We start from the raw sequence: 20,765 nt of genomic DNA on the forward strand, positions 1-20,765 counted from the left end.
GTACCGAGCCCGGAGGACCGCTCGCGAAACGGTTTACCGTGACGGCCGCCGAGGCCCGTCACCACGCCTCCCCGGCAGCCGCCCTCAGTCGTCCCCGCCGGACGCCTCCTCGAAGAAATCCGCGTCCTCCTGGAGGGACTTCAGCAGCCGGTCCCGCTCCGTCTCGTCCACCTGGACAGGCACCACACCGCTCGCGTCGGTGAGCCTGCGGAACCCGCCCCGGCTCTCCAGCCGGCCCACCACCCGGATGGGCAGCCCGACCAGATGCGCGTGCCCGGCGACGCGGTACGACTCCTCGTCGAGCGCCACCCGTATGTGCGGGATCTCCGCCCCGGCCAGCACACGCAGCCGTACGGAACCGTCGCCGGCGGCCCCGGACCGGCGCATCCGGACCACCGCGCCGGTGATCCGAACCGGCACGGACGGCTCGTCCCGCAGATAGCGCCTGCTCGCCTCGCGCAGGGCCGGCAGATCTCCGGGCGAGAACTCGACGGGCTCGGGACGGGCCGCGCACCCTTCCGGCACGCCCGCGCCCGGCGCCCAGGCCAGGGCGATCCTGGCGCCTTCCGTACCGCGCACGAGCGCCACGAGCGCCTCCGTGAGCTCCCGGCTCACACCGGCCGCCACGGCAGCGTCGAACGCGTCCATGGCGCCGGTGGCCCGCTGGTAGTCGGTGGCCTCGCGGGCCGCGTACAGCGCGTGATGAAGCTGTACGGCGAGGTTCCGCCCGGCCGTCACGGGCAGGAAGGCCGTCAGCTCGCGGCCGCCCGGCGAGGGGCCCGTCAGCACCCCTTCGAGAGTGGCCTGGGCCTGCCTGCGGTGGCGCGCTCCGTAATAACCCGCCCTGGCCCGTACCGCGAGCGCCCCGGCCAGCAGCAACTGCCGGGCCGCCGTACGCAACTGTTCCTGCACGGTCCAGGCCACCGCGCCCAGCGGCCCCGGCGGTACGTCGCGCCACCAGCGGATCTCGTCGCTGGGCACGGCGAGCCCGACGAGCACCTGGCGCGCGGACGGGGCCGCGCTGCGCGCGAGCGCGGTGAGGGCTTCGGAGAGCAGGTCCTCGCAGTCCGGGAAGGCGCGGCTCTCCGGGACGAGCAGGCTCGTCCCGCTGCCGGGGCCCGGTGGCGTCCAGCGGGCATAGCGCCCGGGTGCTCCACCCCGCCGCCGCCAGCCGTGCCGGGCGAGCAGCGCGCCGAGGACGGCGGGGTCGGTCCCGGTGGGGTCGGGGTCCTGAGCCGCTCCCCCGGTCCAGGCCCCGGGAATCACGGGTGCCGGGCGGGCGCGGTCACCCGACGGTATCGCCTCGCTGACCGGCTCGTCGGACGGCGGGTTCATCACGGTCTCCCTCCCGACCCGACCCGGGTCATGATCTCGCAGAGCGCCCGGTCGTCGAAGATCCGTGCGGTGGGGACACGCACGGTGGTGCGGTACCGGCCGGTCACCGGATGGCCCGCCAGATTGATCCAGTAGCAGCAGTGCCTGAGGTCGAGCCGGTCGTGGCCGGCCCGCAGCCATTCGTCCTGGGTTCTGGGCACGATCATCACGACCAGGATCTTGTGCACCGAGACGGGGGTACGGGCGAGCTTCACCAGATGCGCGTTGTCGAGGGCGAAGGAGAAGGCGTGCCCCTGCGGGTGGGCCGCGAGCTGATACGTGCTCTTGAGCTGCACCTTGATGGTCGCTTCGTCGTCCGCGAGGTGTCCGGGGCTGCTGTGACTCACGTGCCAGTCGATGCCGTTGTCGGGAAAGGGCTGGCTGAGGGAGCAGCCCGCGGCGGCCGCGACCGCGTGGAGGTAGCCCACCTGGAGGGTCTCCATGCAGGCGGTGGTGGCGAGCGCTCCGCGCAGCGGCGCTAACCGCTCGGGCAACAGCCCGCCCGGGTCGGGCTTCGCGAGAGCCATGGCTCTGGTGCCTTCCGGGCCGTACCGGTCAGTTAGGGGTCCTCGCGGACCCCTCAGTACGACGGGCTGTCATCTTCCTTGCCCGCCACCTGTGTTGTCACCCTCCGGAGCCCTCCGTAAACGGCGCGTACCGCACCACCTGTCCGGGTATCACCGATTCGGGCGGTGGAATGAACACCATCTGCCGTGTATGCGCGAGGAGTTCGGGGATGATGTATTGGTACGAGGGGCCACTGGCCGCATTCGACACCGAGACGACAGGGGTGGACGTCGAGGGGGACCGGATCGTGTCCGCCGCTCTGGTCGTCCAGGACATGGCGGGGGCGCGGCCGAGGGTGACCCGCTGGCTGATAGATCCGGGGGTGCCGGTGCCGGAGGCGGCCACCGCGATACACGGCCTCACCGACGATTTCCTGCACCGCAACGGCCGCTGGCCGGCCCCGGCGGTGGACGAGTTGGCCGACGCGGTGGCCGGGCAGTGCGCCGCGGGCCGGCCGCTCGTGGTGATGAACGCACCGTTCGATCTGACGATTCTCGACCGTGAATTACGGCGCCACCGGGCCTCGTCCCTGGACCGCCGTCTGGAGGGCGTACCGCTGTGCGTGCTGGACCCGAAGGTCCTCGACCGGCATCTGGACCGCTACCGCAAGGGCCGCCGCACGCTCGCCGATCTCTGCGCCCATTACGAGGTGGAGTTGGAGGGGGCACACGACGCGGCCGTCGACGCGCTCGCGGCACTGGAGGTGGTACGGGCGGTCGGCCGCCGTTTCGCGTCGCGGATGGAGCGGCTGAGCGCCGCCGAGCTGCACACGCTCCAGGCCGTGTGGCACGCGGCGCAGGCGCGGAGCCTGCAGACGTGGTTCGCGCGCAACGGCGCGGAGGAGACGGTGGACACCGCGTGGCCGCTGCGGCCCGAACTGCCCGCCGCCGCTGCCTGATCCACCGTCGCCCGGCCTCGTGACGACGGCGACTGGAGGCCGGAACGCGCGAAGGCCGGTCCGTCGCTGACGGACCGGCCTTTCCCGGTGGGCGATACTGGGTTCGAACCAGTGACCTCTTCGGTGTGAACGAAGCGCTCTCCCACTGAGCTAATCGCCCGGGAACGCACTGAACCATACAGGCCCGCGCGGGCTTCGTTCAAACCGAACGAGGCGTGCCCGCCCCGGCATCCGGGCCTGAGGGACCGATCGTGCCTCACGTGACACGCAGCACCCCGCGACCATGCGGGAACTTCCGTCACACGGTCATGCGCGGGCGATCACCGACCGGAACCGGTCCGAATCGACGCACAACAGAGGTCAGTTGCCAGGCGCGGGACCGGGACACCGGAGACGGCGTCCGGGCCGGGAACGACCGAGGCCCCGGAGACCTGTGCGGTCTTCGGGGCCTGCGGTTCCGGACGTGGGCGATACTGGGTTCGAACCAGTGACCTCTTCGGTGTGAACGAAGCGCTCTCCCACTGAGCTAATCGCCCGGGTGCACCGCACACATTACCCCATGTCAGCGGCGCTCCAGGACGCCCGCCGGCTCACTGCTCGATCTTCCAGGGCATGACGATTCCGAACTTCCAGAGGTAGATCCCGACCAGCACGGCGATGATCACCAGGCCGATGGTGGTGAGGATGATGTTCCGGCGCCGAACCTTGGGATCGAGGGCCTTCTGGGCCGCTTCGGTGACCTTGCGCCTGGTCCAGCGGAGCACGAGCTGCGCCCAGACGAACTCGGTCGCCCAGATCGCCATACCGCCGAAGATCACCAGCCAGCCTGGGCCCGGCAGCACGAGCATGCAGACACCCGCGACCACCACCGCGAGGCCGACGACGAAAACGCCGACCTGCCAGCTCAGGTGGAGCGTCCGTGACGCCTTGATGAATCCCGGCGCCCGCGAGCCCAGCTCCCGCTGCCCCCGCTCAGGCGCCTCCGGCGCGTCGCCCGGCACGTCACCCGCCGCGGGCCGCGTGGCCGTCGGCACGACGCCTTTCCCCCGCTCGTCACTCTCCGCATGCATGGCGCCCAACCTACCGGAATCCCGCGCGTCACTGGAATGGCGGTATGGCCCGAACTCACACACCGCCGTACGAGCTACCCGAAGGATCACAAAACAGACAGAGGGGTTTACAACGGCACCGTAGGTGGCATGTCGATTTCGCCGACGTGCGAATCCCCGAGCGCACACTGAGCGAAAGGCCCTGGCGCTTATGAACACCACGGTCAGCTGCGAGCTGCACCTGCGCCTCGTTGTATCCAGCGAGTCCTCACTGCCTGTACCGGCGGGCCTGCGGTATGACACGGCCGATCCTTACGCCGTGCACGCCACCTTCCACACCGGAGCCGAAGAGACGGTCGAGTGGGTGTTCGCCCGCGACCTTCTCGCCGAGGGGCTGCACCGGCCCACCGGTACCGGCGACGTCCGTGTCTGGCCGTCCCGCAGTCACGGTCAAGGCGTCGTCTGCATCGCTCTGAGCTCCCCGGAGGGCGAAGCCCTGCTCGAGGCCCCTGCGCGGGCCCTGGAGTCGTTCCTCAAACGGACCGACGCCGCAGTGCCACCCGGCACCGAGCATCGTCACTTCGATCTCGATACGGAGCTCTCTCACATCCTGGCCGAGAGCTGAGCCAGGCCGAGAGCTGCTCGGCGCCGTCCGACTCGGGGAGACGGCGCCGTGCGGAAAACCGCATACGGAGGACACCGGCGCCGTCGCCACGGAAACCACCGCTGCGACGGCGTCGGCGCGTTCCCGGCGGGCCCGCGCCCCACCGGCGGCCACGGGGGCCCGCGCACCGCCACAGCCGCTGTGGGCAGCGACTACAGTCGGCGGGATCGGCGGGCACCGGCCCGCGGCAGGCCAGGGAGCGGATCGTGCTGATTCCACACGACACCCGGAGCGCACTGGACACCGTCGTCGATCTGGTGAACACCGCGCCGCAGGACGGTACGGGCGACTCGGCGGCCGACCGGCTCGCCGACCTCGACGCGCTGTACGAGTTCGCACGCAACCAGAACATCAGCGGCGTGGGCGACCTCGACGAACGGGACCTGCGGGCCGTACGGGCCGTACGGACACGCTTCGCGGAGGTCCTCGCCGCCCCGGATCCGCGCACCGCGGCCGACCTGATCAATCAACTGGTGGCCGCCGCGGGGACCACTCCGCAGCTGACCGACCACGACGGCTACGACTGGCATGTCCACTACTTCGCGCCGGGCGCCTCGGTCGCCGATCATCTCGCCGCCGACTGCGGCATGGCCCTGTCCTTCATGGTCGTGGCCGGCGAGCAGGAACGGCTGCGGCGCTGTGAGGCCCCGGACTGCGGGCACGCGTTCGTCGACCTGTCGCGCAACCGCTCGCGCCGTTACTGCGACAGCCGCACCTGCGGCAACAGGCTGCATGTGGCCGCCTACCGGGCACGCCGCAAGGAAGCGGCCGGCTGACCTTCACAGCAGGAACAGATCGTGCACCGCTGCCATCAGCAACAGCGAGCCGATCACCGCCAGAAAGATCATCAACGGCGGCTGGGAGAGCGCGAAAAGGCAACCGCGCTGCTCATCGGTGGGTGCGGGGGGCTGGCCCCGGGAGGTATCGAGCATCTCGGGGCGATCATGACGCAACCCGGGGCCCCTCGTTGACCAACACGTGTCACCAGGCCGGGAGTTCATCATATTCCGTGGATTGTGACCGGGAATCCCCTACGGAATCGGCACACGTGTGGTGCGCGGTATCCGGCCGCCCGGACAGGGCCTGGTCAGGTCAGATGCCGTGCTTCTTGAGGATGGCCTCGATATCGCTGAAGTCGTCACCGGACTGTGCGGCGGGCTGCTTGGGCTTCGGCCGGGTGACGGGCTTCTCTCCGGCGCCCAGTGAGGGCGCTGACGCGGCGGGCTCGACCGCCCCGCCCTGCCGCGCCGCCCTGGCCGCCGCGCGACGCTCCTTGCGGGTCCCGCCGGTACGCCGCTCCACCGCGCGGGTCGTCATGAAGAGCAGCCAGGCCACCGCGAGGACGGCGAAGCCCGCCCACGCCGTCGGGCTGAAGGCCGTGTTGGCGACCCATTTCACGAGGCCCGTCATCACCAGACCGGCCGGCACCAGCGCATAGGCGGCGATACGGACCGCCGCGAGGAATCGCTTGCGGTACGCCGTGATCGCGGCGATGCCCAGGCCCGCCGCTGACACCGCCGCGCAAATGGTCTCGGCAATCATCGGGTCCTCCAGGCAGAGCGTTTCACCGGCCGAACAGTCCTTCCCTCCATCCTGCACCTGGCAGGCAGGTCGGGGCCACGGTGCGGGACGGCACCCGGGCAGATCTCGGGGAGATATCGGGGACGTCGTCATCCCCAGGTCCCGGTCGGGGCGGCGGTCCGCGCACTGTCCGCGTACTGGAAGACTGGCCCCCATGAGCGACTCCACGAAGGCCCGTCCCGTCGTCCTCGACGTCTGGTACGACCTCCAGTGCCCCGACTGCCACAGCGCCCTGGAGGATCTGCGGGCCCTGCGCGCCCGCTACGGAAGCCGGCTGGAGCCTCGGCTGCGTCATTACCCCCTGGAGAAGCACAAGCACGCCTACGCCGCCGCGCAGGCCGCGGAGGAGGCCGCCGAGCAGGGGCAGGGCTGGCCGTACGCGGAAGCGCTGCTGGCCCGCACGGCGGACCTGGCGGCCAAGGGCGAACCCGTCCTCCTGGACGTCGCGCGCGAGCTGGGACTGGACGCCGAGGAGTTCGACACCGCTCTGATCGACGGCCGTCATCTGCTGATCGTCGACGCCGACCAGGCCGAGGGCAAGGCGATCGGGGTCACCGGCACGCCCACGTACGTCATCGACGGTGAGCGTCTCGACGGCGGCAAGAGCCAGGCGGGGCTGCGCGAGCGGATCGAGGAGATCGTCGAACGGCTCTCGCCGGACACGGCGTAGGGCCCGTCAGAGCAGCTGCTTGACGTGATCGCGGAACGTCGTCCCGTACCCGAGCGATTCGTACAGCCGGACCGCCGGGATGTTGTCCGCGAAGACGTGCAGCCCCAAGCGCGTGTCCCCGGCCTCCAGGGCGACCCGCTCGGCGAGCAGCATCAGCGCGCGACCGTAGCCGTTGCCGCGTCGGCCCTCGGCGACGGTCACGTCGTACACGTACGGCACCCTCCCGCCGGGGCGGACCTCGCGCGGCGCGACCCAGAGATGGCCGACGGCGTCTCCCCCGTGGACCAGGACACTGATCGAGATGCCCGGGGTGGCGAGACCGTCGGGCAGGATGTCCCGGTGGCCGGCCTCGACTCTGGCGCGGGCCTCCTCCGGCGGCATGCCGTGGTCGGTCCAGCTCCGTACGTACCTGTCGAAGGTCTGGGCCCCCCAGTCCGCGTACTCCGCCTCGGTCATGGCACGGCCCTCGACGTCCGCCGGGAGAACCGGTGGTCCGGGCGGCAGTTCCTTGAGCATGGTGCGGCCGCGCTCGGTGTAGCCGAGGGATTCCAGCAGCCGCAGCGCGGGGACGGCGTCGGCCGGTGCGGAGACCTGCACTTGACCGCATCCCCAGCCGCGCAGCACCTCTTCGGCGGCGAGCGCGGCGACGGTGGCCCGGCCGCGGCGACGGTCGGATTCGTCGATGCGCAGCGAGCGCACGATCCCGGAGGGGTGACCTGAGCCGGGGCCCGTGGCCAGCTCGATCGTCCCGACGGGACGGCTGTTGACGCGGACCTCGTAGGTGCGTGACTTCTCGCCGTTGTCGGCCAGTTGGAGCGGCCCGGTCGGCCGCAGAGTGGTGGTCATCACCGGAGTTGTACCCACAGCGCGGCACCGAGTCATCCGATGCGCGGATCCGGCACCGCGGCCGCTCCGGTCCGGCTACGGATCCAGGTCCGCGCCGGCCCGTTCCTCGAAGACCCGCATCGCCTTGCTGGTCACCGGCCCGGGGGCGTCCGGCAGTTCACGGTTGTCGATGCGGTGGACGGCCTGCACATCGCGTGTCGACGAGGTCAGGAAGATCTCGTCCGCGTGCTCCAGCACGTCCAGCGGAAGATCGGTCTCGCGGGCGCCGCACCATTCGGTGACCAGGGCGCGGGTGATGCCGGCGAGGCAGCCGGAGGCGAGGGGCGGGGTGTGGAGTTCGCCGTCGATGACGACGAAGACATTGGTGCCCGTGCCCTCGCAGAGCCGCCCGACCGTGTTGGCGAGCAGCGCCTCGGAAGCGCCCCGCTCGCTCGCGCGGGCCAGCGCGACGACATTCTCGGCGTACGACGTGGTCTTGAGGCCGGCCACCGCACCGCGTTCGTTGCGGGTCCAGGGGACGGTGACGGCGGCGGTGGTGTCGGAGCGGCGCGTGATCTCACCGGCGGCGACGACAAGGGTGGGGGCCTCTGTTCCGCGTGCGGAGCTGAGGGGGGAGAGTCCGCCGGTGTACGTGATCCGCAGGCGGCCCAGCGCCACGGGGTTGTCGTCCAGGACGGCCGCACAGGCGCGGCGAATCCGGTCGTGGTCGGGCTCGGGCAGCCCGAGACCCTTGGCCGAACGCGTCAGCCGGTCCAGATGCCGGGTGAGGGCGAAGGGCTTCCCCTGAACGGCCTTGACCGTCTCGAAGATGCCGTCGCCCACGGTCAGTCCGTGATCGAACACGGACACCCGGGCGCCTTCGGCCGCCAGCAGTCCGTCGTTGACCCAGATCTTCATCTGCCCGTCCTTCCGCTCGCCTCGTAGGCCCCGGATTCACGCACTCCGGATTCATACACTCCCGACGCTATCGCGAGGAGCCGGGACGCCTTCAGCTCGGTCTCCGCCCACTCCCTTTCGGGATCGGATCCCCAGGTGATCCCGGCGCCGGCGCCGAAGCGCAGCACCGGGCCCCGCTCGGCGGTCCGGTCGATCCAGAAGGTCCGTATCCCGACGGCGAGTGCCGCCGTGCCCCGGTCGGCGTCGACCCAGCCGACGCCGCCGCAGTAGGGACCGCGCGGGGCCGTCTCCAGCTCCTCGATGATCTTCAGCGCGCTGGACTTGGGGGCGCCGGTGACCGAGCCGGGCGGGAATGTGGCGGGCAGCAGCTCGGGCCAGCCCGCCTTCCCCGCGAGTTCACCCCGTACGGTCGAGACGAGATGGACGAGCCCGGGGTGCGGTTCGACCGCGCAGAGCGCCGGGACCGTCACGGAGCCGGTGGCACAGACGCGGCCCAGGTCGTTGCGGACCAGGTCCACGATCATGACGTTCTCGGCGTGGTCCTTCTCCAGCAGGTCGGCGGCGGTGCGGCCGGTGCCCTTGATCGGGCCGGACTCGACGGTGCGGCCGGTTCGTCGCAGATAGAGCTCGGGCGAGGCGGTGGCGATCTCCACGCCGCGCCCCGGAAGCCGGAAGGTCCCGGCGTACGGGGCCGGGTTGTCACGGGCCAGCAGGGCCGTCAGCGCATCGACGTCGGCCGCGGCCGGATCGGGCAGCGGCGCGGAAAGTACGCGGCAGAGGTTGACCTGATAGACATCGCCCGCCGCGATCCGCTCACGAATGCGGCGCACACCCGTGACGTACGCGGTGCGGTCGAGCGACGACGTCCAGTCACCGGCGTCGGGTCCGCGCCACCGTCCCGGCGTAGGTACGGGCACCGGTTCGGTCCGTACGTCGTCGAAACGGGCGCAGGTGAGATGCCCTTCGAAGTCCGCGGCCACGGCCCAGAAACCGGCGGAGTCGAGCGCCTCCGGATCATGGGTGACATCCCGCAGACCGGAGGCGACGAGGCCACCGAAGCGGGCCATAGGAGCGAGGTCGTGCACGGTTGCGAGTCTAGAACAGCCTCCGTCGGGCCACTCGGGACTGAACGTGCGGCAAACGCACCGCAGCACGCTGCGGAAACGCGTTTTTGTACTGGCCCCGGAATCCGCTAGAGTTCAACACGTCGCCGGGGCGTGAAGACGGACCGGGAAACGGCACGCGGACGTAGCTCAGTTGGTAGAGCGCAACCTTGCCAAGGTTGAGGTCGCCAGTTCGAACCTGGTCGTCCGCTCGAATGTGGGGGTCTCTTGCGAACCCCCGCACTCCTGGTGGAGTGGCCGAGAGGCGAGGCAACGGCCTGCAAAGCCGTCTACACGGGTTCAAATCCCGTCTCCACCTCCAAGGACGATTAGCTCAGCGGGAGAGCGCTTCCCTGACACGGAAGAGGTCACTGGTTCAATCCCAGTATCGTCCACTGGATCCCCCTGGATTCCCGCGCGATTAGCTCAGCGGGAGAGCGCTTCCCTGACACGGAAGAGGTCACTGGTTCAATCCCAGTATCGCGCACGCAGTAGGCAGCAAACGCAGGGTGACCTGCGCGATTAGCTCAGCGGGAGAGCGCTTCCCTGACACGGAAGAGGTCACTGGTTCAATCCCAGTATCGCGCACCGTCAGAAGCCCCCGGTCGGATCCACGACCGGGGGCTTCGTCGTTACCGCCTCGCCTCCGTCAGGAGGAGAAGAGCATCCGGCCGAAGCTCTGACGGTGGTGACCACCATGGTGACCGCCGTGATGCCCACCGTGGTGCTGCGGGGCGCCCCAGGCGGGCGCGGGCGCGGCCGGGTAGGCCTGCGGGGCCGGCGGCGCGGGCGGCGGCGGGGCCTGCTGCGACCACTGCGACTCCAGGCGGCTCAGGGACTCCAGCTCGCCGTAGTCGAGGAAGATCCCCCGGCAGCCGCTGCACTGTTCTATCTGGACGCCATTGCGGTTGTACGTATGCATCGGTGCATGGCACTTCGGACACTGCATCGTCGGCTCAGCTCCTCGCCGTTCGTCTGGCATCGCCGGAACACGCGTCCGGCGACGGTCGGTTCAGCCTACGACGACCGGGTGGTCCCAACTCGGGCGGGAGGCCCGCGATTCGGGCACAGGCGTCGATCATCAGCTGCTCGCCCTCATCCGGATCGCGGTCCTCCGCCACGGACTTGGCGACGGCGAGCGCGGCGGTCTGGACGGTGAGCGCGCGGGCGGGGACATCCAGCCGCGGCCAGGGATCACCGGCGGCGGGCACGGCGGGGCCGTGCGCGGACCGGTAGGCGCCGAGGAATCGCTGCCAGACCTCCGGGGGCAGCAGCCCGGCGGCGTACCAGGCCGCCGGCCGGGCCAAGTCCCAGGCGGGGTCGCCGATTCCCAGATCGTCCACGTCGATGAGCAGCCAGGGCCCGTCAGGCGCCGGATGACGTACGAGCTGGCCGAGGTGCAGGTCCCCATGGCAGACGGCATACGGCCCCGGTGCCCCCGCCTCACCGCGCGCCCAGGCGGGGAGCCGCTCCGAAGCCCGCCGCACGGGCCCTGCGGCCGGGTGCGGTCCGGCGGCGTGCATCCGGGCGAGCGCCAGGGCCACTTTGGCGGGCCCGCGCATGGGCGGCAGCCTGCCGGGGCCGGGCAGGACGGTGAGCGGTACGGCATGCAGCCGCGCGACGAGCTTCCCGACCTGCTCCCAGGGGGCGCCGTCGGGGTCGTCAGGGTCGACCGGCGTGCCGTAGGGCCAGGCGGTGACGGGCCGTCCGTGCACGTCCTCGGCATCCGCATCCGCATCCGCCGGGAGCGGTGGCAGGAGGATCCCGGCGAGCCGCGGGTGCGCGGCGACGGCGAGCCTGGCGCGGTGACCGGCGATATCCGTACCACCGGCGTGCGCCTTGGCAACGGCCCTTCCGTGCCGCACGACGACCCCGTCCGCCCGGTCCGCGAGCACGACCTCGCCGTGCCCGCATGCCGGGCAGCGGGGTGGGTGTTCTCCGGCGGGGTGAGCGGCAGCGCGGGCGACGTTCCCGAGCGCGCGTATGACGGATGCGGTCACTGATTCCCCCGGAGATACGAAGTGTTCCGGCGCGAGCGTACGGGTTCGCCGTCCGGCGGGGTCGTGGTCCGGGGTGCGGTGCGCCGTCCGGCAGGGGCCGTGGTCCGGGGTGCGGTGTTGGCTAGGGCCGGCTCTTGAGGTGCGGGTTGTTGCCGGTGGCCGCTCCGGGGTCATGTCCTGCACTGCATGCTGTGCTTTCCGGGGGACACCCCCGGACCCCCTACGGCGCGTGCGGGTCTCGTCGTTGACGAACGGCCGGTGTGCGCCACAAATCACGCTTTACGTTCCGGACACGACTCCTGCGCGGCCCCCTTCACCGCCCGTCACCAACTACCCCTCCCGCGCCGAGGTCGGTGGCCCCCTCAGCCCCACCGGGCGGCAGGCGGGCCACCGGCGGGAGGGGGTCGGGGTCGCAGGAGGTGACGTGTCCGGACGTAGAGCGTGATTTGTGCCGCTCACGAACCCGCAGCCGAACAACCAACCCGCACGCGGCGTACGGGGGTCCGGGGGTGTCCCCCGGAAATGCACAGCATGCAGTCCGGACATGCGCCTCCGGAGCCCGGGCCCACCACAAACCGCACAGCACCCGCGCCCCCGCCGGACGGCGACGCGCGACGGCCGGTCAGCTCCCCAGCTGACCGGCCGATCGCTGCCGTCCGCCGCACCCCCGTCCCCACGGGGTTGTTGGCCGGATGTCCCCGACCCGGGCCGCTCTCCCGGGCCTGGAGCGCCGCTCAGCGCCCCAGCATCACGCCCACGGACGACGCTTGTGTGACCACTGCGTCCCAGCCGCCGAAAGCGACCACCAGCAGCGCCGCCAGAGGAAGGACCATCGCCGTCGCCACCAGCGGGTGACGCGTGCCGGACTGGCGTGTGCCGAACGCGGCGAATGCCTTGCGCCCCTGCGTCCGGATCATTGCCCGCGATGCCGTGTCCGCCATGGTCCCTCTCCCTGTCCATTCAACAGCGGCGAGTGTCTGAACCTCGGGGGACGAGTGCGCACCCGCCGCTTGACCTCAAGACTAGGGATCCGGCGGGCCCGGGGCGTCATGCCCGCGTACCCATTCCCGGGCCTCCCGGAGGATGAGCCGTGGACCGGCGGCGTACTCCCCTGGGTGGAGAGGTGGTCCTACACCTTGGGGTCTTCCCTGAGGGGACGCTCCGAGGAGTCCTCCCTGGGTACCGGCTGCTCGACCAAGGCGAGGACGCGCGTGGCCATGAAGCGGGCCGTCCTGACCACCGATCCGTTGCGGGTGACTTCGCTCACTTCCACCACGCCCCGGCGCACCGCCGTCTCCACCCGGCGGCCCGCCCGGCTTGCCACCACTTCGTACGTACGTGTCGTGTCGCCCGCATCCACGACTATCTCCACACGGTCACCTTTCACGATCCAATCCCCCTTCTGTGACAGATCTTTGAGATCTCACGCGGGAGTGGAGGACCTGAGGGTCCCCCGTCCCCTGACCACTCCTCAAGTTTCCCACCCCGCACTGACAATCGGTCGGTCCAGGAGGGCGCGGCCTATGAGCGCGCCGCGGCGCGGGTACGTAAGCTGTGCCACGTCACACGGACGACCGGGCAGCGGGGATGGACATGGCGATGATGCGGCTCCGGCGCGAGGACCCGCGTGTCGTCGGTTCGTTCAGACTTCACCGGCGGCTGGGCGCGGGCGGCATGGGCGTTGTTTATCTGGGTTCCGACCGGCGCGGCCAGCGGGTCGCGCTCAAGGTGATCCGGCCGGATCTGGCCGAGGATCAGGAGTTCCGGTCGCGGTTCGCCCGTGAGGTGTCCGCCGCGCGGCGGATCCGTGGCGGCTGTACGGCGCGGCTGGTGGCCGCGGATCTGGACGCGGACCGGCCGTGGTTCGCCACTCAGTACGTGCCGGGGCCTTCGCTGCACGACAAGGTGAACGAGGAAGGGCCTCTCACCGCCGCCGAGGTGGCCTCGGTGGGGGCCGCGCTTTCCGAGGGTCTGGTGGCCGTGCACGAGGCCGGGGTGGTCCATCGTGATCTCAAGCCGTCGAACATCCTGCTCTCCCCCAAGGGCCCGCGCATCATCGACTTCGGTATCGCGTGGGCGACCGGCGCGAGCACGCTGACGCATGTCGGTACGGCGGTGGGTTCGCCCGGCTTCCTCGCCCCGGAGCAGGTGCGGGGCGCGGCGGTGACTCCGGCGACGGACGTGTTCTCGCTGGGGGCGACGCTGGCGTATGCCGCTACCGCCGATTCCCCGTTCGGGCACGGCAGTTCCGAGGTCATGCTCTACCGGGTGGTGCATGAGGAGGCGCACCTGTACGGGGTGCCCGATGCCCTCGCGCCGCTGGTGCGGGCCTGTCTCGCGAAGGATCCGGAGGAGCGGCCCAGCACCCTCCAACTGTCGATGCGGCTCAAGGAGATCGCGGCCAGGGAGGCCCAGGGGCTCTCCGACAGCCGGCCGCGTGTGCGACGGGCGCGCGACGGCCAGGAGCTGTCGACGGGCCGACTGACCGAGCGGTACACGGAGCGCGGCCCCGAGCGGGCCCCTCAGGGGCGTGCGTCGGGCGCTTCCGGTGGTTCCGCTTCCCGTCCGGGGCCGCCGCGCGGCACGGGCTCCTCGGCGCGTACCGGCGGTTCGCGTCCGGCCCGGCCTCGTAATGGTTCCCGTACGGACAGCCGTCAGCGGTCCCGTTCGCGGCCGACGTCAGGCGGACTCCGACCGGCCAACCCGCGGCTGCTGCGGCAGCGGCTGATCGTTTTTGTCGTCGTCACCCTCGTGGTCGCTCTGGGGATCGCCGCGGCCCAGCAGCTCTGAGCCGGTCAGATCGCCGGGCGGCCTGTCGTGACCGCGTAGAAGGCGACCGCCGCGGCCGCGCCCACATTCAGCGAGTCCACGCCGTGCGCCATGGGGATACGTACCCACTCATCGGCGGCGTCGAGCGCCCGCCCGGACAGCCCGTCGCCCTCAGCACCGAGCATCAGCGCGACGCGCTCCAGCCGGTGCGGGGCGGCGTCGTCCATGGTGGACGCCTGTTCGTCGGGGGTGAGCGCCAGCAGCCTGAAGCCTGCCTCCCGTACGGCCTCCAGCGACGTGGGCCAGCCGTCGAGCCGGGCGTACGGGACGGAGAACACCGCGCCCATGGAGACCTTCACCGAGCGGCGGTAGAGCGGATCGGCGCAGTCCGGTGAGAGCAGGACGGCGTCCATGCCCAGGGCGGCGGCGCTGCGGAAGATCGCGCCGATGTTGGTGTGGTCGTTGACCGCCTCCATCACGGCGACGCGGCGGGCCGTGCGGAGCACCTCGTCCACCGTGGGCAGCGGCTTGCGCTGCATGGAGGCGAGGGCGCCGCGGTGCACGTGGTAGCCGGTGACCCGCTCGGCGAGTTCGGGGCTGACCACGTACACCGGGGCCGGGGCCTCGTCGATGACATCCCGCATGGTGTCGACCCACTTGGCCGAGAGCAGCATCGACCGCATCGCGTAACCGGCCTGGCCGGCCCGGCGGATGACCTTCTCGCCCTCGGCGATGAACAGGCCTTCGGCGGGTTCGCGCCGGCGCCGGAGTTCGACGTCGGTCAGGCCGGTGTAGTCGCGCAGGCGCGGGTCGTCTGGGTCGTCGACGGTGAGGAGTTCAGCCACAGGGTGGTACTGCCTTGTCCGGGGTGGAGTGCGGGGCGGGGGGGGCGAAGTGCGGTGTTACCGTCCGTCTCCCAGGGCGACGACTTCACCGATGACGATGACGGCCGGGGGCCGTACCTGCTCGGTGCGCGCCGTCTCCCCCACCGTCGCGAGCGTCGCGTCGATCCGTCGCTGGGCGGCGGTGGTGCCTTCCTGGACGAGGGCGACGGGTGTTCCGGGGGCCTTGCCGTGCTCGATGAGCGCCTGGGCGATGGCGCCGATCTTGTCGACCGCCATCAGCAGGACGAGCGTGCCGCGCAGGCGTGCGAGCGCGGACCAGTCCACGAGCGAGCGGTCGTCGTCGGGGGTGACATGACCGCTGACGACCGTGAACTCGTGGGCGACTCCCCGGTGGGTGACGGGGATTCCGGCGGCGCCCGGCACGCTGATGGAGCTGGAGATACCGGGCACCACGGTGCACGCGATGCCGGCTGCGGCGAGCGCGTGGGCCTCTTCCATGCCGCGGCCGAAGACGAAGGGATCGCCGCCCTTGAGGCGGACCACGGCCTTGCCCGCCTTGGCGTGCTCGATCAGCGCGTCGTTGATGGCCTCCTGGGCCATGGCACGGCCGTACGGGATCTTCGCGGCGTCGATCACCTCGACATGCGGCGGCAGTTCGTCGAGCAGGTCACGGGGGCCGAGGCGGTCGGCGATGACGACGTCCGCCTCGGCGAGGAGCCTTCGGCCGCGCACGGTGATCAGATCGGGGTCACCGGGACCGCCGCCGACCAGGGCGACGCCGGGGGTACGCGTGCGGTGGTGGGGCGCGGCGAGGGTGCCGTCGCGCAGCCCCTCGACGATGGCGTCCCGCACGGCGGCGGAGCGGCGCGGGTCGCGTCCGGTGAGTACGGCGACGGTGACGCCCTCGCTGCGGCCGGTGGCGGGGGTCCAGGCGGTGGCCGCCTCCGCGTCGTCGCTGCGTACGCACCAGATCCGGGCGCGCTCGGCCTCGGCGGAGGCGGTCTGGTTGGCGGCGGGGTCGCTGGACGCGACGAGCGCGTACCAGGCGCCGGTGAGGTCGCCCTCTTCGTAGCGCCGTCGCTCCCAGCGGATCTCGCCCGCCTCGGCCATGGCCTCGACGGAGGGCTTCGCCGACGGCGACACCAGGACGATGTCGGCTCCCGCCGCGATGAGCGCCGGAAGCCTGCGCTGCGCGACCTGGCCGCCGCCGACGACAACGACGCGGCGCCCGGACAGGCGGAGTCCGACGGGATAGGCGGGGTGCTCGGCGTGCTCGGCCATGTCGGTAGGGGCTCCTCGGGTGCGCGGGTCCGCTGCGGCGGTGAAGCGGCTGGTGGGATGGGGTACGGTCCCGGCGCCCAGCTTACGGGGGCGGGAGTTTGGCCGGTATGTGACGGGCGCGGCGCGCTGTCCGGCGATCTCGTGGTGTACGGGACCGTCGCGGGGTGTGGTGCGAGCCGTGGGGCGCGGGGGCGGGGCTCCGTCGGAGCGTGTCCGGACCGTGTGTTGTACGGCGCGTGCGGACTGTACGGCGTGGGCGTGCGGACCGGTTGCCGGGTTGCGCGTGGTCCGCGCGCCCGTCGTGTTCCGCGTCCGGACGCGTCACGTTCCGCGTCCGGGCCCCTTCCGCCGGTGGGCGCCTGCGGGGCGGGGGCTGTCTGGTCCCCGCCCCCGCCGTGCGGCCGTGTCTACTTTTCCGTCACTCCCGCCGCGTCGAACGTCGCCACCTCGTGCATCGCCCGTGCCGCGCTCTGGATCACCGGCAGTGCCAGCAGCGCTCCGGTGCCTTCGCCGAGTCGCAGGTCCAGGTCGACCAGGGGGCGCAGGCCCAGTTTGTTGAGGGCCGCCACATGGCCGGGCTCCGCGCTGCGGTGACCCGCGATGCAGGCCGCCAGGGCCTCCGGCGCGATCGCTCGCGCCACCAGTGCCGCCGCACCGGCGCTCACGCCGTCCAGGACCACCGGCGTACGCATCGAGGCGCCGCCCAGCAGGAACCCGACCAGCGCCGCGTGTTCCAGACCGCCGACCGCCGCGAGCACGCCGATCGGATCGGCCGGGTCCGGCTGGTGGAAATCCAGGGCCCGGCGGACGACGTCGACCTTGCGGGCGTGCATCTCGTCGTTGATGCCGGTGCCCCGTCCGGTGACCTCGGCCGGGTCCTGGCCGGTGTAGACACAGATCAGCGCGGCCGACACCGTCGTGTTGGCGATGCCCATCTCACCTGTGAGCAGCGCCTTGTTGCCCGCGGCCACCAAGTCGCGGGCCGTCTCGATGCCGACCTCGATCGCCGACAGGACGTCCTCGCGGCTCAGGGCCGGACCCGTCGTGAAGTCACCCGTACCGGCGCGGACCTTGCGGGGCAACAGGCCCGGCGTCGCAGGGAGTTCGCTCGCGACGCCCACGTCCACGACGCACACCTCCGCCCCCACCTGGTTCGCGAACGCGTTGCACACCGCACCGCCTCCCAGGAAGTTGGCGACCATCTGCGCGGTCACCTCTTGGGGCCAGGGAGTCACGCCCTGTGCGTGCACCCCATGGTCACCGGCGAAGATCGCGACGGCGGCGGGCTCCGGAATCGGCGGCGGGCACAATCGGGACAGGCCGCTGAGCTGCGCGGAGATGATCTCCAGCATGCCGAGCGCGCCGGCCGGCTTCGTCATCCGCTTCTGCCGCTCCCAGGCCTCGCCCAGCGCCTTGGCGTCCAGCGGGCGGATCCCGGCGATGGTCTCCTGGAGCAGGTCGTGCGGCTCCTCGCCCGGCAGGGCCCGGCGGCCGTACGTCTCCTCGTGGACGACCCATGACAGCGGCCGGCGCTTGGACCAGCCCGCCTGCATCAGTTCGGGGTCCTGCGGGAACTCGTCCACGTATCCGACGCACAGATACGCCACGACGTCGAGGTGCTCGGGCAGACCCAGCGCCCGCACCATCTCGTGCTCGTCGAAGAAGCTGACCCAGCCGACGCCGAGGCCTTCGGCGCGGGCGGCGAGCCAGAGGTTCTCGACGGCGAGCGCGGAGGAGTAGGGCGCCATCTGCGGCTGGGTGTGCCGGCCGAGGGTGTGGCGGCCGCCGCGCGTCGGGTCCGCGGTGACGACGATGTTCACCGGGGTGTCGAGGATGGCCTCGATCTTCAGTTCCTTGAACTGCTTGGCCCTGCCCTTGGGCAGCGACTTGGCGTAGGCGTCGCGCTGGCGCTGGGCCAGTTCGTGCATGGACCGCCGGGTCTCGGCGGACCGGATGACGACGAAGTCCCAGGGCTGGGAGTGACCCACGCTGGGCGCGGTGTGCGCCGCCTCCAGGACGCGCAGCAGCACCTCGTGCGGGATGGGGTCGGAACGGAAGCCGTTACGGATGTCACGGCGCTCGCGCATCACCCGGAGCACGGCCTCGCGCTCGGCGTCGTCGTACCCGGACTCGGCGGCCGTCCCTTCCTGGGCCGTCCCTTCCTGGGCCGTTCCTTCCTGAGGGACGGACTCGGGAGCCGGCTCGGTGGCGAGTCCGGCCTCGGGCCGGTCGTCGGGGGCGGAGGCATCTTCGGGGGCGGCAGCCTCGGGCTCTGCGGCAACCCCGGGCTCGGGGGCGGCCTCAGGGGCAGTCGCGGGCTCGGCCTCAAGCACGGGCTCAGGAACCGGTTCCGATTCCAGGACGGCCTCGGGCACGGTCACGGCTTCGGACTCCGGAGCGGCCTCGGGCTCCGGCGGGGCTGCCTGGGGGGCCTCCTGCACGAGCTCGGGCTCGGGCTGGGGTACGGATTCCGGCTCCGGCTCGGGTTCCGGCGCGGACTCCTGTACGGCTACGGGCTCCGCCACGGGCTCGGCTTCTTCCGGTGCCTCCGCGATCGGCGCCTCGGCGATCGGTTCCTCCACGGCGGCCGGCTGCTCCACGGTGGGGGCCAGGATCACCTCGTCATCCGCTGCGGGCTCGGGGGCGACAGGCTCGGGCTCGGTATCGGGCTGCGGCTCGGCGACGGCTGCCTCGACCGGCTCCGGCTCGACCGGCGCGGCGGGCACATCCGGTACGGGAGCGGGCTCGGCCGCCTCCTGGACCTCATGAACCTCTTGGACCTCGAGAACCTCCGGGGTCTCAACGGGCTCCTGGACCTCCGGTACCTCCTCGGCCTCCTGGGCCTCGGCGACCGATTCAGCGGCCTGCTCCGGCTCCTGCTCCGGCTCCGGCTCCGGCTCCGGGACGACCGTTTCTGCTGGGACCTCAGGTGCCTCGACCGCTTCGGGGGCCTCCGGCATGGCAGGCGCCTCGACCGCTGCCTCAGGCACCTCGGGAGCGCCCTCCGACTGCGGCGGTTCCGTCGTCCACGGCTCTCCCGCCTGCGGCGGCATCTCGCCGAGCTGCGGTCCCGGCAGTACGGCCGGCTCCTCGCGCGGCACATCCAGGTACTCCGGGCCCGTGGCAGGCGGCTGCTCCTGGACCTGGGCCTGCTCCTGTACCGGGGCCTGCTCCTGGATCTGCTCCTGGACCTGGACCTGTTCCTGAGGCTGCGCTTGGGGCTGTTCCTGCACCTGGGCCCGGGCCTGCGCCTGCACCTGCGGCCGTACGCGGACCGCCTGCGTCGGCGCGCCCGCGGGCCCGCGGTCAGCGAGCGAGCGCACCACACCGCCCGTCGGGTCGGGCACCGGCGGGCCCATGTGCAGCGGACGGCGCACGGGCGCGGGCGCGGCGGCCTGGGCCGGAGCCGGGGCCGGAGCGGGTGCCGACACGGGCTGCGGGATTCGTACGCCGCTGAGATCCACCGATCCGGTGTCCCGGCCGCCGGTCTCGTGCGCACCCGGCTGGTGGGGGGTCTGTGTCTCTTCGGCGGTTTCCTGCGGCGGCTGCACGGCGGCCCCTTCCGGATCTTCGGGAGCCACCTGCTGAACCGGCACCTCGGCCCCGGGGACCGACGCTTCCGGAACCTCTGCCGCGGGTTCGGCCACCTCGGCCTGGCCCGTCGGCGCCGGCGCCTGGAACTCGGGGTGAACCGCCTGCTCGGCGAAGGCCTCGGCGGGGGCCTCCTGCTGTGCCTGGACCGCGTCCGGCGTCTGGGCCGGAACCTGTGAGACCGGCTCCGCCATCGGCGCCGGCTGTTCTATGGGCGGTACCTGCTGCTGCACCGGTGCCTGCTGCTCGGGGTCGACGTACCCCTCCGGAACCGCATACCCCTCCGGCGCGACATAGCCCTCCGGCACGGCGTACCCGTCCTGGACTGCGTACCCCGCCGGTACCGCGTATCCGGCCCCGTACGTCTCGGGAGGCGCGTACCCCTCGGGAACCGCGTAGCCGTCGGGTGTGGCGTAGGCGACGGGCGCCTCCGCGGGCACCACCTGCGGATCGTTCCACCCGCCCTGCGCGCTCGGCATCAGCAGCAGGTCTTCGTCTTCGGTGGTGGGCTCGGAGGGGTTCAGGTAGGTGTACTCGCCGGGAGCGGGGATGCCCGGCGGCTGCTCCACCATGCCTGCGTTCTCCGGCAGTCCCTGGCCCGGGACCTGGCCGGTGTCAGTCATGCGTACC

The 20,765-nt window shown here is 71.8% G+C and carries 20 protein-coding genes and 7 tRNA genes; 10 read left to right on the forward strand and 17 right to left on the reverse strand.

Translation table 11 applies throughout. The features are described from left to right. Positions 1-84: 84 nt before the first annotated feature. Both ACIQD6_RS17115 and ACIQD6_RS17120 read right to left on the reverse strand, forming a co-directional pair. Positions 85-1,335, reverse strand: coding sequence for a hypothetical protein (locus ACIQD6_RS17115; RefSeq protein WP_401883232.1), 1,251 nt, complete (start codon positions 1,333-1,335; stop codon positions 85-87). Then, positions 1,335-1,901, reverse strand: a complete 567-nt coding sequence (locus ACIQD6_RS17120) for a DUF4365 domain-containing protein (protein WP_401883235.1) — start codon at positions 1,899-1,901, stop codon at positions 1,335-1,337. Before ACIQD6_RS17120 ends, ACIQD6_RS17115 begins: the two co-directional genes overlap by 1 nt. Before the next feature lie 209 nt (positions 1,902-2,110). On the opposite strand from ACIQD6_RS17120, the gene ACIQD6_RS17125 reads away from it, so the two are divergent. Next, entirely contained in the window at positions 2,111-2,839 is a 729-nt protein-coding gene (locus ACIQD6_RS17125; RefSeq protein ID WP_401883237.1) for a 3'-5' exonuclease, read from the forward strand. 88 nt (positions 2,840-2,927) lie between these two features. Here the strand turns inward: ACIQD6_RS17125 and ACIQD6_RS17130 are convergent. From ACIQD6_RS17130 to ACIQD6_RS17140, 3 genes are all read right to left on the reverse strand, one after another. Then, positions 2,928-2,999 (reverse strand) — tRNA-Val (locus ACIQD6_RS17130). Positions 3,000-3,303: 304 nt separating this feature from the next. Continuing rightward, positions 3,304-3,375, reverse strand: a tRNA-Val gene (locus ACIQD6_RS17135). A gap of 54 nt (positions 3,376-3,429) precedes the next feature. After that, positions 3,430-3,909 (reverse strand): TIGR02611 family protein, encoded by a 480-nt coding sequence (locus tag ACIQD6_RS17140; RefSeq protein WP_401883240.1) that lies wholly within the window; start codon positions 3,907-3,909, stop codon positions 3,430-3,432. Between the two features lie 190 nt (positions 3,910-4,099). Here ACIQD6_RS17140 and ACIQD6_RS17145 point away from each other — a divergent pair, with 190 nt between their 5' ends. Both ACIQD6_RS17145 and ACIQD6_RS17150 read left to right on the forward strand, forming a co-directional pair. Then, complete coding sequence (locus tag ACIQD6_RS17145) at positions 4,100-4,513, forward strand: SsgA family sporulation/cell division regulator (RefSeq protein ID WP_003959770.1); 414 nt, start codon at positions 4,100-4,102, stop codon at positions 4,511-4,513. 245 nt (positions 4,514-4,758) lie between these two features. After that, entirely contained in the window at positions 4,759-5,328 is a 570-nt protein-coding gene (locus tag ACIQD6_RS17150) for a CGNR zinc finger domain-containing protein (protein ID WP_401883243.1), read from the forward strand. A 3-nt stretch (positions 5,329-5,331) separates the two neighbouring features. On the opposite strand, the gene ACIQD6_RS17155 is transcribed toward ACIQD6_RS17150, so the two are convergent. Continuing rightward, the gene (locus tag ACIQD6_RS17155) at positions 5,332-5,484 is read right to left on the reverse strand and encodes a hypothetical protein (protein WP_401883245.1); all 153 of its coding nucleotides are present in this window, start codon (positions 5,482-5,484) and stop codon (positions 5,332-5,334) included. A 160-nt stretch (positions 5,485-5,644) separates the two neighbouring features. Continuing rightward, a complete protein-coding gene (locus ACIQD6_RS17160) occupies positions 5,645-6,094 on the reverse strand; it encodes a hypothetical protein (protein ID WP_401883248.1) in 450 nt (149 codons plus the stop codon). A 193-nt stretch (positions 6,095-6,287) separates the two neighbouring features. Between ACIQD6_RS17160 and ACIQD6_RS17165 the strand changes: the two genes are divergently transcribed. Further along, complete coding sequence (locus ACIQD6_RS17165) at positions 6,288-6,803, forward strand: DsbA family protein (protein ID WP_401883251.1); 516 nt, start codon at positions 6,288-6,290, stop codon at positions 6,801-6,803. A 6-nt stretch (positions 6,804-6,809) separates the two neighbouring features. Here ACIQD6_RS17165 and ACIQD6_RS17170 read toward each other — a convergent pair whose 3' ends face one another. From ACIQD6_RS17170 to ACIQD6_RS17180, 3 genes are all read right to left on the reverse strand, one after another. Further along, positions 6,810-7,649 carry a GNAT family N-acetyltransferase gene (locus ACIQD6_RS17170; protein WP_401883254.1) on the reverse strand — a complete coding sequence of 280 codons (840 nt, stop codon included), beginning with the start codon at positions 7,647-7,649 and terminating at the stop codon, positions 6,810-6,812. 75 nt (positions 7,650-7,724) lie between these two features. Next, positions 7,725-8,546 (reverse strand): aminotransferase class IV, encoded by an 822-nt coding sequence (locus ACIQD6_RS17175; RefSeq protein WP_401883257.1) that lies wholly within the window; start codon positions 8,544-8,546, stop codon positions 7,725-7,727. Next, entirely contained in the window at positions 8,543-9,631 is a 1,089-nt protein-coding gene (locus ACIQD6_RS17180; RefSeq protein WP_401883260.1) for a chorismate-binding protein, read from the reverse strand. The genes ACIQD6_RS17175 and ACIQD6_RS17180 overlap by 4 nt, the downstream gene beginning before the upstream one ends. A gap of 157 nt (positions 9,632-9,788) precedes the next feature. On the opposite strand from ACIQD6_RS17180, the gene ACIQD6_RS17185 reads away from it, so the two are divergent. The 5 genes from ACIQD6_RS17185 (at position 9,789) to ACIQD6_RS17205 (ending at position 10,237) form a co-directional block, all read left to right on the forward strand. Then, a tRNA-Gly gene (locus ACIQD6_RS17185) sits at positions 9,789-9,861 on the forward strand. A 36-nt stretch (positions 9,862-9,897) separates the two neighbouring features. Next, positions 9,898-9,971, forward strand: a tRNA-Cys gene (locus ACIQD6_RS17190). A gap of 1 nt (position 9,972) precedes the next feature. Beyond that, positions 9,973-10,044 (forward strand) — tRNA-Val (locus ACIQD6_RS17195). A 20-nt stretch (positions 10,045-10,064) separates the two neighbouring features. Further along, positions 10,065-10,136 (forward strand) — tRNA-Val (locus ACIQD6_RS17200). A gap of 29 nt (positions 10,137-10,165) precedes the next feature. Beyond that, positions 10,166-10,237 (forward strand) — tRNA-Val (locus ACIQD6_RS17205). A gap of 61 nt (positions 10,238-10,298) precedes the next feature. Here the strand turns inward: ACIQD6_RS17205 and ACIQD6_RS17210 are convergent. The 4 genes from ACIQD6_RS17210 to ACIQD6_RS17225 all read right to left on the reverse strand — a co-directional run bounded on the left by ACIQD6_RS17210 (position 10,299) and on the right by ACIQD6_RS17225 (position 13,036). Then, positions 10,299-10,598 carry a zf-TFIIB domain-containing protein gene (locus tag ACIQD6_RS17210; RefSeq protein ID WP_401883263.1) on the reverse strand — a complete coding sequence of 100 codons (300 nt, stop codon included), beginning with the start codon at positions 10,596-10,598 and terminating at the stop codon, positions 10,299-10,301. 7 nt (positions 10,599-10,605) lie between these two features. Next, positions 10,606-11,649, reverse strand: coding sequence for a phosphotransferase family protein (locus tag ACIQD6_RS17215; protein ID WP_401883265.1), 1,044 nt, complete (start codon positions 11,647-11,649; stop codon positions 10,606-10,608). Between the two features lie 734 nt (positions 11,650-12,383). Then, on the reverse strand, positions 12,384-12,590 hold the full coding sequence (locus tag ACIQD6_RS17220) for a hypothetical protein (RefSeq protein WP_401883268.1): 207 nt from the start codon (positions 12,588-12,590) through the stop codon (positions 12,384-12,386). 188 nt (positions 12,591-12,778) lie between these two features. Then, positions 12,779-13,036: a hypothetical protein gene (locus tag ACIQD6_RS17225; protein WP_401883271.1), complete on the reverse strand. Its 258-nt coding sequence runs from the start codon at positions 13,034-13,036 to the stop codon at positions 12,779-12,781. A 206-nt stretch (positions 13,037-13,242) separates the two neighbouring features. On the opposite strand from ACIQD6_RS17225, the gene ACIQD6_RS17230 reads away from it, so the two are divergent. Further along, positions 13,243-14,439, forward strand: a complete 1,197-nt coding sequence (locus ACIQD6_RS17230; RefSeq protein WP_401883785.1) for a serine/threonine-protein kinase — start codon at positions 13,243-13,245, stop codon at positions 14,437-14,439. Between the two features lie 5 nt (positions 14,440-14,444). Here the strand turns inward: ACIQD6_RS17230 and ACIQD6_RS17235 are convergent, their stop codons facing one another. The 3 genes from ACIQD6_RS17235 to cobT all read right to left on the reverse strand — a co-directional run bounded on the left by ACIQD6_RS17235 (position 14,445) and on the right by cobT (position 20,758). Beyond that, entirely contained in the window at positions 14,445-15,263 is an 819-nt protein-coding gene (locus ACIQD6_RS17235; RefSeq protein WP_401883274.1) for a TrmH family RNA methyltransferase, read from the reverse strand. Positions 15,264-15,320: 57 nt separating this feature from the next. Continuing rightward, positions 15,321-16,544, reverse strand: a complete 1,224-nt coding sequence (cobA, locus tag ACIQD6_RS17240; protein ID WP_401883277.1) for a uroporphyrinogen-III C-methyltransferase — start codon at positions 16,542-16,544, stop codon at positions 15,321-15,323. Between the two features lie 407 nt (positions 16,545-16,951). Beyond that, on the reverse strand, positions 16,952-20,758 hold the full coding sequence (gene cobT, locus ACIQD6_RS17245) for a nicotinate-nucleotide--dimethylbenzimidazole phosphoribosyltransferase (RefSeq protein WP_401883280.1): 3,807 nt from the start codon (positions 20,756-20,758) through the stop codon (positions 16,952-16,954). Between the last annotated feature and the right edge of the window lie 7 nt (positions 20,759-20,765).

Origin of the sequence: Streptomyces sp. NPDC088400 (assembly GCF_044753355.1) — a bacterium.
Taxonomy (GTDB): Bacteria; Actinomycetota; Actinomycetes; order Streptomycetales; family Streptomycetaceae; genus Streptomyces.

Bases quoted from the DNA above. Each gene is read 5' to 3' on its own strand.
- ACIQD6_RS17170 (WP_401883254.1), bottom strand. From the start codon at position 7,649: ATGACCACCACTCTGCGGCCGACCGGGCCGCTCCAACTGGCCGACAAC.
- ACIQD6_RS17120 (WP_401883235.1), bottom strand. From the start codon at position 1,901: ATGGCTCTCGCGAAGCCCGACCCGGGCGGGCTGTTGCCCGAGCGGTTA.
- ACIQD6_RS17165 (WP_401883251.1), top strand. From the start codon at position 6,288: ATGAGCGACTCCACGAAGGCCCGTCCCGTCGTCCTCGACGTCTGGTAC.
- ACIQD6_RS17175 (WP_401883257.1), bottom strand. From the start codon at position 8,546: ATGAAGATCTGGGTCAACGACGGACTGCTGGCGGCCGAAGGCGCCCGG.
- ACIQD6_RS17210 (WP_401883263.1), bottom strand. From the start codon at position 10,598: ATGCAGTGTCCGAAGTGCCATGCACCGATGCATACGTACAACCGCAAT.
- cobA (WP_401883277.1), bottom strand. From the start codon at position 16,544: ATGGCCGAGCACGCCGAGCACCCCGCCTATCCCGTCGGACTCCGCCTG.
- ACIQD6_RS17220 (WP_401883268.1), bottom strand. From the start codon at position 12,590: ATGGCGGACACGGCATCGCGGGCAATGATCCGGACGCAGGGGCGCAAG.
- ACIQD6_RS17115 (WP_401883232.1), bottom strand. From the start codon at position 1,335: ATGAACCCGCCGTCCGACGAGCCGGTCAGCGAGGCGATACCGTCGGGT.
- ACIQD6_RS17230 (WP_401883785.1), top strand. From the start codon at position 13,243: ATGGCGATGATGCGGCTCCGGCGCGAGGACCCGCGTGTCGTCGGTTCG.
- ACIQD6_RS17140 (WP_401883240.1), bottom strand. From the start codon at position 3,909: ATGCATGCGGAGAGTGACGAGCGGGGGAAAGGCGTCGTGCCGACGGCC.
- ACIQD6_RS17160 (WP_401883248.1), bottom strand. From the start codon at position 6,094: ATGATTGCCGAGACCATTTGCGCGGCGGTGTCAGCGGCGGGCCTGGGC.
- ACIQD6_RS17145 (WP_003959770.1), top strand. From the start codon at position 4,100: ATGAACACCACGGTCAGCTGCGAGCTGCACCTGCGCCTCGTTGTATCC.
- ACIQD6_RS17125 (WP_401883237.1), top strand. From the start codon at position 2,111: ATGATGTATTGGTACGAGGGGCCACTGGCCGCATTCGACACCGAGACG.
- ACIQD6_RS17155 (WP_401883245.1), bottom strand. From the start codon at position 5,484: ATGCTCGATACCTCCCGGGGCCAGCCCCCCGCACCCACCGATGAGCAG.
- cobT (WP_401883280.1), bottom strand. From the start codon at position 20,758: ATGACTGACACCGGCCAGGTCCCGGGCCAGGGACTGCCGGAGAACGCA.